At 69.4% G+C, this 12,496-nt stretch carries 10 protein-coding genes; 5 read left to right on the top strand and 5 right to left on the bottom strand.

Annotated features, from left to right (window positions below; translation table 11 throughout):
* The first annotated feature begins 134 nt into the window (after positions 1–134).
* The gene (locus N4G66_RS21065; RefSeq protein WP_261705694.1) at positions 135–647 is read left to right on the top strand and encodes a helix-turn-helix domain-containing protein; all 513 of its coding nucleotides are present in this window, start codon (positions 135–137) and stop codon (positions 645–647) included.
* 175 nt (positions 648–822) lie between these two features.
* Here the strand turns inward: N4G66_RS21065 and N4G66_RS21060 are convergent, their stop codons facing one another.
* The gene (locus tag N4G66_RS21060) at positions 823–1,629 is read right to left on the bottom strand and encodes a maleylpyruvate isomerase family mycothiol-dependent enzyme (protein WP_261705693.1); all 807 of its coding nucleotides are present in this window, start codon (positions 1,627–1,629) and stop codon (positions 823–825) included.
* A gap of 48 nt (positions 1,630–1,677) precedes the next feature.
* Positions 1,678–3,186 carry an MFS transporter gene (locus N4G66_RS21055; RefSeq protein ID WP_261705692.1) on the bottom strand — a complete coding sequence of 503 codons (1,509 nt, stop codon included), beginning with the start codon at positions 3,184–3,186 and terminating at the stop codon, positions 1,678–1,680.
* A gap of 165 nt (positions 3,187–3,351) precedes the next feature.
* Here N4G66_RS21055 and N4G66_RS21050 point away from each other — a divergent pair, with 165 nt between their 5' ends.
* Positions 3,352–3,759: a MarR family winged helix-turn-helix transcriptional regulator gene (locus N4G66_RS21050; RefSeq protein WP_261705767.1), complete on the top strand. Its 408-nt coding sequence runs from the start codon at positions 3,352–3,354 to the stop codon at positions 3,757–3,759.
* A gap of 330 nt (positions 3,760–4,089) precedes the next feature.
* On the opposite strand, the gene N4G66_RS21045 is transcribed toward N4G66_RS21050, so the two are convergent.
* Both N4G66_RS21045 and N4G66_RS21040 read right to left on the bottom strand, forming a co-directional pair.
* Positions 4,090–5,826, bottom strand: a complete 1,737-nt coding sequence (locus N4G66_RS21045; protein WP_261705691.1) for an MOSC and FAD-binding oxidoreductase domain-containing protein — start codon at positions 5,824–5,826, stop codon at positions 4,090–4,092.
* A gap of 522 nt (positions 5,827–6,348) precedes the next feature.
* A complete protein-coding gene (locus N4G66_RS21040; protein ID WP_261705690.1) occupies positions 6,349–6,675 on the bottom strand; it encodes a hypothetical protein in 327 nt (108 codons plus the stop codon).
* A gap of 191 nt (positions 6,676–6,866) precedes the next feature.
* On the opposite strand from N4G66_RS21040, the gene N4G66_RS21035 reads away from it, so the two are divergent.
* Complete coding sequence (locus N4G66_RS21035) at positions 6,867–8,663, top strand: RNA polymerase sigma factor (protein WP_261705689.1); 1,797 nt, start codon at positions 6,867–6,869, stop codon at positions 8,661–8,663.
* Between the two features lie 215 nt (positions 8,664–8,878).
* On the opposite strand, the gene N4G66_RS21030 is transcribed toward N4G66_RS21035, so the two are convergent.
* Positions 8,879–9,463, bottom strand: a complete 585-nt coding sequence (locus tag N4G66_RS21030; protein ID WP_261705688.1) for an SMI1/KNR4 family protein — start codon at positions 9,461–9,463, stop codon at positions 8,879–8,881.
* Positions 9,464–9,701: 238 nt separating this feature from the next.
* Here N4G66_RS21030 and N4G66_RS21025 point away from each other — a divergent pair, with 238 nt between their 5' ends.
* Together N4G66_RS21025 and ltaE are read left to right on the top strand one after the other, a co-directional pair.
* The gene (locus N4G66_RS21025) at positions 9,702–11,147 is read left to right on the top strand and encodes a NucA/NucB deoxyribonuclease domain-containing protein (protein WP_261705687.1); all 1,446 of its coding nucleotides are present in this window, start codon (positions 9,702–9,704) and stop codon (positions 11,145–11,147) included.
* Positions 11,148–11,237: 90 nt separating this feature from the next.
* Positions 11,238–12,362 (top strand): low-specificity L-threonine aldolase, encoded by a 1,125-nt coding sequence (gene ltaE / locus N4G66_RS21020; protein ID WP_261705686.1) that lies wholly within the window; start codon positions 11,238–11,240, stop codon positions 12,360–12,362.
* The last annotated feature ends 134 nt before the right edge of the window (positions 12,363–12,496 follow it).

Below are 12,496 nucleotides of genomic sequence, written 5' to 3'. Positions count from 1 at the left end.
GCGACCTGCGGCCCGGGATGCCGGATATCCGGCCGACGTTGCCTGATACCAGCCGACTTCGGGACGTTCAGGTCACCGGACGCCCGGCACTTCTAGGGTTGCCGTGTCCGCGTTGACCGACGGGGGGGCGGCACGTGCACGAACTGCGCTCGTCTCCCTGGGCCGACTTGCCCGCCCGACTGGCCCACGCCCCTGACTGGGGCCGCCGTTTCGCCCTGCTGGACCACGTCCTGCGTCGGGCGCTCGAAACCGGTCCCGCCGCCAGCCCCGAGGTGGCCTGGGCCTGGCATCGTATTCAGGGCACGTGCGGGAGGATCCGGGTCGAGGAACTCGCGGCGCGCACGGGCTGGAGCCGCCGTCACCTCGAGCGCCGCTTCCGCTGCCGGATCGGGCTGACCCCGAAGGGGACGGCGCAGGTGATGCGGCTGCAGGCGGTCCTGCGTGGCAAAGAGGCCGGTGCCACCTGGGCGGATGCGGCGGCCCAGGCCGGGTACCATGATCAGCTGCACTTCGACCGGGTGTTCAAGGCGATGACGGGCCGCACCCCCGGCGCCTTCAGCGCCCACCGCTCCTGCGCGTCCGTGCGTGACGCGCAGGATTTCGTCCCGGAGCACGTGACGAGCGCGATGTTCGGACGCCCCGACTGAGCACCGGCGGGGGAACGCGCCGCTCAGGTGGAGGACGGCACTGCCCGGTCCGATCGTCCGGTCCTGCGGCGCGATGGTCTCCAGGAGAACCGCGCAGCCGCTCCGGCAGCTCGCCGTCGCAGCCGGACGGCATCTCGAAACGCAGGTGGCCTTCGCCAGGACGAAACGCGGTGCTTCAGAAGGCGGAGTTGGCGAACCAGTGGGCCAGCAGGTGCTCGTCGCCTTCGTGGGCGATGGCCCCCGCGGTGTGGGGCAGGCGGCCGTAGACGAGCAGGAGCAGGTCGGCCGCAGTTCCCCGTACGGTCGCGTCGGCGGTGTCGGCGGTGTCGGCGGTGTGGCCGTTCGTCTCGAGTCCGAAGCCGTCGGGCCGCAGGCGGACGAGCCAGGCATCGTCCCCGTCGGTCGTGTGGAAGCCGATGGTCCGGCCGGGGCCGCGCAGGTTGGCCACCTTGGGGGCGAAAGAGGTGGCGAGGGGCAGATTGACGAGAAACTCATCGATCCCGTCGACCGCGACCGCTCGGTCGATGGCGGGTTCGAGGCCGAGTGCGAGTTCGGCGTCGACCCGGTGCAGCACGGTCTCGAAGAGCATCCGGCGTGCCCAGAATCGCGCGTGCTGGTCGACGCCCCATGCCCACATCGGCAAGTCCGGTTCGGTGGTCGCGAACGCGTCCGCGGCCACGGTCGCACTCTCGTCCAACCACTCGGCGTATCCGGTTTCCTGGTCCGGGAGCCGCAGATCCACTTCACGCGTGCGCGGCGGTTCCTGGATGCGAGCACACAGGAGTGCTGAGAACCAGCGCTGGACGCTGCCGGTGTGCTTGACCAGGTCGGCCAGGGTCCAGCCGGGGCAGGTGGGCACTGGTGCGGCCAGGTCGGCGTTCCTGACCGCGGCGACGAAGCGGGCGGTCTCCGCCGCGACCGCAGTGGGGTGGTCGACCTGGTCGTGGAAGCGGCCGTGGCCGGTGTGGTCCGGGGTCGTCATGGACGATCTGCCTTTCGAAGAAGGTGCGAGGGAGTACGGGGTCTGCGATCAGACGATCTCGGCTCGGGGTTCGGCTTCGGCAAGCGGCGTCGTCCCGGAATCCGTGACCTTCCTCGGTACGGTCGTACGAGGCTGGTGCGCCACCTTGATCCCGAACAGGGCGACGACCACAACCAGCAGGAACGCCACTCCCGCGATCACGAAACTCAACGTGAACTGGCCTTCTTGCGGCAGTGCCGGCATCCCCTGCGGCAGCGGAATGGTCTTGGACGCCAGCAGCGAGGTGATCACCGCGCTCGCGACGGCGCTGCCGACGGAGCGGGAGATGGAGTTGATGCCGTTGGCGATGCCGGTCTGGTGGGCCGGAACGCTGGCAACGATGAGCGCGGGCATGGAGGCGTAACCGAAGCTGATCGCCAGACCGATGATCATGCCTGCACCGATCACCGAGGCAGTGGTGTCGTGCGCGGTGCTCAGCCAGGTGAAGCCGAGCACGCCGAAGCAGGCACCGGCGGCCAATGTGCCGCGCGCGCCGAGCCGGCGCACCAGTACACCGCCGAGCTGGGCGCCCACGAGCGACACGAGGGTGGTCGGCAGCAGGTACACGACGGAGGCTCGGAGCACGGAGGCGCCGAAGCCGTAGCCGGCGATGTCCTCGGGCATCTGGACGAGGTAGGAGACGCCGATGAACTGGGCGAACATCGCGAAGCCCAGCAGCAGCCCGGCCAGGTTGGTGAAGAGAACGGGACGATGGGCGAACATCTTCATGTCCACCATCGGTTCCTTGACCCGGAGCTCGGTGATGACCCACACGACTGCCATCACGACCGCGCCGGCGAAGGCCCCGAGCGTACGGCCGGAGGTCCATCCCCATGCGTGTCCCTGCGAGATGGGCACCAGGAGCAGCACCAGCAGCACCGCCAGGTTGACCGCGCCCAGCCAGTCCGTCCGCCCTCCGGTTTTCGTGCGGGAGGCGGGGACCGCCAGCAGCACGCCTGCCAGCGCCGCCACCGCGAGCACCACGGCGAGCCAGAAGACCCGGTGGTAGTCGGGGTCGGAGCCGCGGGTCAGCAGTCCCGCACCGACCAGTGCGAGCCCGCTGCCGAACGCGAGTGTGCCGCTGACCAGGGCCATGGCGCCGTGCAGTTTCTCCGGCCTGATCTCCTCGCGCAGGATGGAGAGGGCGAGCGGAAAGATCGCGGTGGCCGCTCCCTGCATCACCCTGCCGACGATCAGCCAGGTCAGCGAGGTCGTGGTGGCGGCGAGCACCGAGCCCGCGATCATCACGAGCAGTACGCCCACGAGGGTCGGCTTCTTGCCGTGCTGGTCGCCGAACCGTCCCAGCAGCGGGGTGAAGACGGCGGCCGACAGGAGCGTGGCCGTGGTCACCCAGCTGACGTTCGCCGTCGTGGTGTCGAGGTCGTTCTGGATGATCCCCAGGATCGGGACGACGAGGGTCTGCATCATCGAGACGACCATGGCGGCGAGCCCGAGCGCCAGGACGACCGTGGTGTCGCCTGCGGGTCGTCGGGTGACCGTTTGCTGTGGGTGGGACACGGAGGGATTTCCTGCCTTGAGAGCTGAAGAACTACTTGAGAACATCGATGCTTGAGAACATCAAGCAATGGCGTGACCGTAGCCATCAATATTTGAGATCGTCAAGTTTCCTGGCGTAGGGTGACGAGCGTGACTGGTACTCCCCGCAGTGACCCGGCCCAGCTCATGGAGCTGCTCTCGGTGTCCCTGGCTGCCTACTACGGCGACTTCACGGTCGCCGCCGCGAGCGAGAACCTCACCGCCAGCCAGGGCAAGACACTCAACGTGCTGCGCCGGGGACCCGCCTCCATGAGCGCGCTGGCCACCACGCTGACCTGCGACGCCTCCAACATGACCGGGATCATCGACCGGCTGGAGAAGCGCGGCTTGGTGCGCCGCGAGCCGAGACCCTCCGATCGCCGCGTCAAGAACGTCGTCCTGACCGCGGAGGGCGAGCGGGTCATCGACGTGATCCGCGGGAAGATGCACACCACCCAAGCGGGCCTGAACAGACTCGACGAGCAGGAGCGGGACACCCTGTACACCCTGCTGGAGCGCGCCTTCGTCCCCCAGGACGCTGCCGCCCGGCCCTGAGATCGTCCGTGGGCGGGTCGGGGGGCCATGGCCCTGGGACCACAGCCCTGGGACCACAGCCCCTTCGGTAGTCGTCAGGCGAACTGCTCGGCGAGTCCGATGATGATGCCTTCGGGCCGCGGACTCGACAGAGCCGATGACTGTCCCCCTACTGCTCCAGCCAGCCGACGAGTTCGGCGCAGTGGGTCATGCCGGGCCTCCTTCGTGCCGTACGGCCACGGTGGCCGCAGCCGGCTCCGGGACGGAGCAACCGGGCCTTTCTCGACATCCTCTTCGGCGGTTTCCTGCGGTTTCCTGCGGCGGACTGGTGCGGTCGGTACCGGGCCGTTCCTACATGTCGAGGACGAGGTCGGTGTCGGGACGGGAACAGCAGATCAGCGCCTGTCCCGCGGCGGGATCCTCAAGCGGGGGCGTGGTGTAAGCGACCTCGCCGGACAGGAGAGGTGTGATGCAGGTGTGGCACACCCCGGTGCGGCAGCTCCAGCGGACGGGAACGTCGCATGCCTCGGCGAGTTCGAGCAGGCTGCTTCGCCCGTCCGGGAACGGTGTGGAGATGCCGCTGCGGGCGAAGGTCACCACCGGGCCGGTCCCGGGCGGACCGGGCGGCTGATGCGGCCGCAGACCGCTCTGTCCGGCCAGACCGGGGGTGATGGAGGGCAGTGCGCCGAACAGCTCGGAATGGACGGCGCCAGGATCGACCCCGGCAGCGGTGAGCGCGTCTTTGATGTCGGTCATGAATGAGGCCGGTCCGCAGACGTAGGCGGTCGCGTCCGCCGGGACACCGAGAGCGGTCAAAGTGTCCTTGGTGAGACGTCCTGGCCGGGCCTGACGGCGGTTGTACTCGCCGGGCCGGGCGGCGCTGTAGAACACGTGCTCGCGGGAGTGCGGCAGCGCGGTGAGCAGCGCGTGTGCTTCTGCGGCCAGTGCGTGTTCCCGCGGGCCGCGGGCACCGTGGATCCACCAGACCTCGCGGCCGCTGGACGAGGCCGCAAGCTCGTGCAGCATGGCCAGCACCGGAGTGAGACCGATGCCGGCGGAGATGAGAAGAACCGGTCCGGCGCCCTCCTGGAGGACGAAGTCGCCTCGGGGAGCCGCGACATCGAGCATCGCACCCGGCCGCAGCTTCGTGGTCAGATACGCGCTGACGGCGCCGTGCGGCTCGTGTTTGACGCTGATCCGGTAGCGGCCGTCATCGGGCCCCGAGGACAGCGAGTAGCTGCGCACCGGGGCAGGCTGTCCGGCTCCGGGCGCGCGCAGGGTCAGATACTGGCCCGCGCGGGCAGGAGGCAGCCGTGACCCGTCCGGGGCGACCAGGTGGATGGAGGAGACCGTCGCGGTCTCGGGAATCACTTCGGCTACGCGCAGAGCCCTGAAGCCGTCCCAGACCGACGCCGCGCCGCCCGCGGCAGCAGCGCCCGGACTCTCCGCGGCCTCGAGCAGTTCACGGAACGAGCCCTGCCAGCCGGGGCTCAGAGCGGGGATGCTCACCGCCAGGCGCAGCCGCTCGGGGTCCCGGCCGGGGAGGTAGAGCAGTGCGTCGGTGTCGGCCACACTCAGTGTGCCCGGCCCGGACCCGATCTTGACGATCTCGTCGCCGGTCTGGATGTGCCCTTCCCGCAGGACCCGCATGTAGAAGCCGGGACGGTGGTGGCTGACCAGCAGAGCGGGCAGCTCGGGTTCACCGAGGCGCATACCCACGCGGTAGCAGGTGACCCGCGGCTGGGTCACCTCGAACTCGGCCTCCCCGATGCGGTACCGGTCACCGATGCACACTTCGTCGTCCGAAAGGCCGTCGACGGTGAGGTTCTCCCCGAACTGACCGTGCCCGAGATCGTCGCGCCCGAAGTGCTGTTTCCAGTGCCGGTACGACTCGATCTGGTAGACCAGCACGGCCCGCTGCTCACCGCCGTGGCCGGCCGTGTCCCCTTGCCCGTCGCCGTCGATGTTGAGACGACGCACCATGACCGGTCCGTTCACCGGGTACTTCCACACGCCCGTGAAGACGGTCCGGCCCTGCCAAGGCACATTCTTCGGCATACCGACATTCACCGAAAGCAAAGACGGCATCGGGTCCTCCCTCTCGCGGTAGCTCTCCCACGGATACGACGGCATCGGTCAGGCCCGTTGATCAGGAGCGCTGTGTCGAGGCCGAGATTGCGGTCCACTCCATGCGAGACGACGTTCTGCCCGGGTTCCAGGCTCTGCCGCACACCGTCGAGGCGCACCTCGGTCTCGTCCGCTTCCAACGACACCATCCCTGAAAATACGGCGCACCTCGTCCCGGCCGGCCTCGTACAGGGCTGCGAAACCGGACTCGTACAGAGGACTACGGGGTGCTCGCAGTCGGTGACGACACGATCACTGCCACCGCCACCGCCACCGCGGACGGCGGCTGGTCGGGCGGATGCCGATGCCGATGCAAGCATCGGCTCCGGATCAGCCGGCACGCGGTGAGATGCCGGACGATGCCGGACCTCTCCACGGGGTGATTCGTCGAAGTAGCCCTGGTATGAGGCGGTCCTCTCTAGCATGGGATGCCGGGTGGGAACCCGGGCGGGGGAGGGGCGTATGGGGACTGGGGGACCGCCGTCACAGGCCTGTCGTGTCTGTGCGGGGTGCGGGAGGGGGCGTCGTTTCAGGACGCGCGGACAGCTCCGCCGCATGAGTCGCCCGCGTCAGCTCGACCAGCTGCCGCGCGGTCAACTGCCCCGTGACATGGCCGTGCTTGAGCAGCCAGCGCTGCTGGCGCTGTGCGGGTGCGAGCGCCCAGCGGGACACGGCTCCCACCACCTCCCCGCCGAGGACTGCCACGATCGTGACCAGGGCGGCGAGCGCGACCCCATGCCAGTCGTGCCGGACACTCAGAATCGCGAGCGGCGCTCCCGTGGACACGGCCGCACGGGAGAAGACACTCATCGGGACCACCCACCGGCGACGACGGGACGAGTGGGCGTGGAACGCCCTCCTGTACGGAACATGGGTGCCTCCTCGGGCTCGGGGCCGTACGGAGGGTCAGGCCGGGTCCGGCGGATTTTTCCCGCCTCCCGAGCAAGATTCTTCAACTGGCTTTCTCCGATTGCCGTTTCCGCAGCTCACGGAGGCGCGGGATGAATGAGCGGGCTTCCTGTCGAGGACTGGCCGACGAGACGGACGAGGAACTGCTGCGCCTTCTTGCGCGGTACCCGGACCCTGCCGCCCGAGCCGACGTCTACGCCGTGATGGCGGAGCGCCACCGCCCCGTCGTCCTGCGATTCATCGCCGGCCGGGTGGACGCCGACGACGCGCCGGACATCGTGCAGGACACGTTCGTCGATGCCTTCCGCTACTTCGACCGGTACACGTCGCTGGGACCGCCGTACCAACTCGAGGCCTGGCTGGTCGAGGTCGCCCGGCGCCGGGTGCTGAAACACTGGTCGCGAGGCCGCAAGGAGCGCCCGGGTATGGCCGACGGAGCGGTCGAAGAGCTGAAAGAACGCGAACGCGTCGTCGAGGCGGGCCACGACCTCATCCGCCTCGAACGGGTCCATCGGCTCCTGGAAACGGTGTTCGAGAGTCTCGATGACGACCAGCGTGACCTCTATCGACTGCGGAACCTCGGAGGGCTGACAGGACGGGAGATCGCGGCCCGCAAGGGCGAGGACCCCAACACCGTCAGCAAGGCGTGCACCAATTTCGACAAACTGGTGGCCAAGCGCTTCCACGTCCTGCTGCTGGTCCGGGACGGCGGGACCCGGTGTGCAGTGCTCGGTGAGCTGCTGGCGGACCACGAGCGGCAGAACGGCCCCGGCTACACCGCTGCCCTCGCCGAACGCGTGGTCGAGCACTACAGCACCTGCCGGACCTGCGGCAACTGCTCCATGTGCCGCACCACTCAGCAGCGGCTCATCTGGCAGGCCGCCCCGGTCGCCATTCCCGTCATCCTGGCCGCCGCCTTCCGCGAGCGCGTCGATCTGGCCATGCAAGAAGTCTCCGACTCCACCGGCGTACCCAGCCGTTCACCTCAAGAGCCGCCCTCGCCACCCGGACCTCCCGACGGTCGACCGCCGGCGCCGGGCAACGGTAGGACGATCCGGCGGCGGGCAGTCCGGACCGGAGCGGCTGTTGCGGTGACGGCCCTCCTCGCCCTGCTCGCCCTCCGCGCCTTGAACGCGGGCGCGGCGCCGAATGCCGCTCCGGACCAGCGAGCGGCGGCGGCGTCCGCTGTCACCTCCGCGATGCTCGAGCGGAAGCTGGTCGCCTTCGACATCGACGCCAGACCTCCGGGCGACCCGAACTTCTTCGTCGGACAGGGCCGGCTCGACATGAGCCGAAAGCCGGTCCGAGCCGCGACACATGTGCTGTACGACTACGGCGAGGGCCACAACTGGACTCCGCCGGACATCGTGCTGGTCGGCGGGAGCGCCTACGTCACCCCGGACAACACGCCGGCCACCAAGGGCGCCGGAGCCTACGGAACCACCAAAGTCGTCCCCGTCACCGACACGGTCACCGACCTCTCCGTCCGCAACGCCCTGGAAGCCCAGTGGCTCGCGCAACCAGCGGACCTCGCGGCGCTGATCGCGAAGGCGTCCGGGTTCACCGAGAAGAAGGTGAAGGGCAGCGGACCGACTCTCCGCGGCACCGCCGCCCTGAGCGACCTGGCCGCCGATCCGACGGTGGGAGCTTTCTACCGCCCGTACCTCAAGATCTCCACGTCCGGAACGGCAACCTTCACCCTGACCACCGACTCCCGCCACCTGCCGATGTCGTTGACCCTGAACATCCCAGTGACCCGCACGGACGGCTACGCGGATGAGAAGCCCGTCGACACCTTCGGCATCACCTACAGGAACTGGGCCGACGGCAGACCCATCACCGCCACGGACCCGAAGAAGCCGACCCCGCAATGGGGAGGTACGGCCTAGTTTCTTGTCACCACAGGCCGCACCGGCGCCTCACGGCTCGCGTGGGCTTGCCGGGCGTGGGGTCTCGGCGACCGCGGAACGTGCGATGGTCCTTCGGCTGTTCGCCGATCGGACGGCGGCTCGGCTCGGAGGTAGTTGAGACCCTCGCCCCACGGGACGGACTGTCCGACTACGGGGCCGGTTGCCGGGCTCGTCGAGACCCGTTCGGTTCGCCGTCAGTCGCCGTCCCCGCCGAGTTCCTCAAGCGTGTCCGCCACGTGGGCGAGGAGGGTCTCGATGTTCGGCCAGGACGGTTCCGGGCCGTGGGACGTGGTGCCGTGGCGGACGACGCACCCGTACTGGTCGCCTGCGCGCAGGTCGACGAAGAGGCCGCCGCCCATGGCGTCCCCACCCACCGGCAGCCACTGCGGAAGCCAGAGCGGTGTCACGTCATGCGGGTAGTACGTGCCGGCCCGGTCCTGGCCGCAGCGGGCCAGCCAGACTTCCAGAGCGTCGGCGAGCGGCGGCGGCACGGTGTCGCGCATTGAGCACAGATACTCTTTCCGTCGCCTCAGCGCATCCTCCACCGGGTACGGGTCGCATCCGTACGGGAAGAGCCGGAACGGCGTTTCGCCGAGGGTCGGTCGGGCCGGGGAGACCCCGTCGGCGGCGCGCCACCAGGCGGCCAGTCCGTCGGGCAGCGGGCGGCCGATCTCCTGCTCCGCCTCCCGCAGCACCGCGGGATCGGCGGGCGGATTCAGCCGGGCGTGACAGGCGGGAGCGTTCCGGGCGAGCAGGTGCTCGATGCGGCTCCACGGCACGTCAACAGGCTGACCGGGCAAGGTCCTTCACTTCCCTTCGAGGCCGGGGTCAGACGTCCCGCACAAGGGGAACGTCCGGTTCCGTCCTGGTCTGGTTCCGTCCTCCGAACCAACGTTGTCTGCGGCCATTCGCTTTCGGGATTTGAGAACTCTTCGTACTCGGAGCAACGAGAGGACCGCGATCGTGGGAGAACCAACCGTAGTGCGCGCAGGGGCCGGAAAGTTACTGTCCGCCGTCGTGGCGGCGCTCGCCCTGATCCTGGCGATGGGGGCGCCGGCCATGTCCGCCACGCCTGCGCCCTCGCCCGGTGGCGGGAGCGGGCAACGGACGGCGGCCGACGGGAAGTGGATCGGGAAGCCGGTGATCCTCACCGGCGAGGACGTCGACAAGAAGACGCAGCGTCCCCGGTCGGCGTGGCGGGCCGCGCCCGCACCCAAGGCCAAGACGGCGTCCCTGTCCCCGGAGCAGGCGATGAAGGAAGCCCTGGCCGAGGCGAGGAAGGCGGGAGCCAAGTCGTACCTGGACACCTCCAAGGTGCCGTTGGCGACGGACGGACGGGCCTCCGCTCAGGCCGCCGCCCTGGGCCTCCCGCCGACCAACCTCGGTGACGAGCCCCCGGCTCAGGACACCAACCAGTGCCTCGACCGCGCCGGGGCATCCTCCGCCCAGGGCGAGACCCTCAACCGCTGGCTGTGGTGCCGGAAGATGCGCATAGGCGTCCAGTACTTCAAGATCATCGATGGCAAGCCGGAGTATCAGGGCACCAACAGCGTGGCCTACCACGCGGTGGCGGTCGGCAACGGTCAGCAGCGCGTTCTGCGCACCTATCTCCAAGCCCAGTACGACTCCGTGGAGTACGACGACTGGAGCCTGTGGGACCGGTACTTCACCGCCCCGGACCTCAAGATGTTCATCCTCTCGGACTGCGCGGAGAGCTACGAGTACTGCTTCGCGACCGGCAGTGGCATCGAGCACACCTTCGACGAGTGGGACTACCACCGCGAGTGGCTGCACTGGGACATCTACTCCGAGGAGGAGGCGTCCACCTCCACGGACAAAGTTCTCTTCCACCACTGGCACTTCCGATTCGGCGGCTCCGGCGGCGGCTACGTGGGCCCCGATGCCACCACCGCCGACCGCGCCTTCCGCTGCGACTCCGCCGACTACTTCTCGCAGTTCGGCGTCGACTATCCGAAGGCGTGCGTCAACTACGAGGTGATCCCGCACCTCCAGTACGACATCAGCGACACCCGTGTCTCCTCGGTCGCCCGGCACATCCGGGTCGCCCAGGACACCCCCGAGAAGACCTATCCGATCGAGCTGGAGCCCAAGCACATCCCCGGCAAGTACAGCGGTGCCCGGGACGATCAGGGTCTGCACCGCGTCGCCGACGGCAGTCCCTCCGCTCAGGCCAACGAGGCCATGAAGGACGCCGCCTGCAACCGCAGGCCCCCGTACGAGGACTGGCGTGGACTGCCGCCGTACGACACGGCCACCCAGGACTGTGACGAGTACCCGTTCCAGTCCACCGAGGAGGGCGCGGGCAGCTTCACCTGGGACTTCTCGGTCCGCGCGGTTCCGAACGGAGAGAACCGCTCCGCAGGCGGCCTGCTGCGCTGGTACTACTTCAGCGACCGCATCCTGTACGGGACGGACGCCTTCTGGGTCGAGGTCCGAGACTAGGACCGTCCCGGGCCGCACTCTTCGGACCGTCGGAGTGGCCTCGTGCAACCCCGGCGGTCCAGATCGCTCCCGGCGTGGCAGAGTATGCGTGTGCCCACCACTGATCCCGCCCGTACCGCCGGCGTCGATGTCTCCCCTGCAGTGAGCGCGACGGATGCCGCCCACGGGGAGCCCGGCCGCGTCATCGATCTGCGCAGCGACACCGTCACCCGGCCCGGTGAGGCGATGCGCCGGGCAATGGCCGAGGCCGACGTGGGCGACGACGTTTTCGGTGATGACCCCACCGTCAACGCGCTGCAGGAGCGGATCGCCGGACTGCTCGGATTCGAGTCCGCGCTGTTCGTCTCCTCGGGGACGCAGAGCAATCTGTGCGCTCTGCTCACCCACTGTGGCCGCGGGGACGAGTACATCGCCGGCCAGATGGCCCACATGTACCGGTGGGAGGGCGGTGGCGCCGCCGTGCTCGGGGGCATTCAGCCCCAGCCGCTGGCGCATCGGGCGGACGGGACGCTGGACCCGCTGGACATCGCGGCGGCCGTGAAACCGGACGACCCGCACTTCGCGCGGACGCGGTTGCTCTGCCTGGAGAACACCATCGGTGGCCGGGCCGTGTCGATGGACTACCTGAAGACCGCCACCCAGATCGCCCGCGACCACGGACTCGCCACGCACCTTGACGGGGCGCGGCTGTTCAACGCGGCGGTGGCCGGCGGGGACGACCCGTACGAGCAGGCACGGCTGATCGCCGGCCGGTTCGACAGTGTCTCCGTCTGCTTCAGCAAAGGCCTGGGCGCGCCGGTCGGCTCGGCGCTCGTGGGATCACGTGAGTTCGTGGCCGGTGCGCGGCGCTGGCGCAAGGTCCTGGGTGGCGGGATGCGGCAGGCCGGCGTGCTGGCGGCCGCGGCACTCTACGCCCTCGACCACCATGTGACGCGGCTCGCGGACGACCACGCGCACGCCGCGCTGTTCGCCGAGGGCCTGAAGGACGTGGAGGGCCTGACCGTGGAGCCCAGCGGGACCAACATGGTCTTCGCGAGGTCCGCTCCCGGCCTCGAGGCCGACGAGGTACGCGACCGACTGGCGCGTCGTGGCCTGCTGTGTGCGGGATACCCGGGCCAGCTGCGTTTCGTGTTCCACCTGGACGTGACGCGCGCCGACGCGGAACGTGCGGTGCGGATCGTGCGCGAGACCGTGGCCGAGACAGCAATCCGCTGAGTCCGCAGGGCCGTTGGCCCTCCTCCTGCCCCGCACAAATCCCCAACCCGAGACAGTGTTCGTGCCCGTTCGGATCGGCACTCAGCGGCACGGCTCGCGTGCTCGGTGAGCGGCCGCGTCAGACGGGTCGGTCG

The sequence above is a fragment of the Streptomyces rhizosphaerihabitans genome, from assembly GCF_025399795.1.
Taxonomy (GTDB): Bacteria; Actinomycetota; Actinomycetes; order Streptomycetales; family Streptomycetaceae; genus Streptomyces; species Streptomyces rhizosphaerihabitans.
This window is presented reverse-complemented; position numbering and strand designations above follow the sequence as displayed.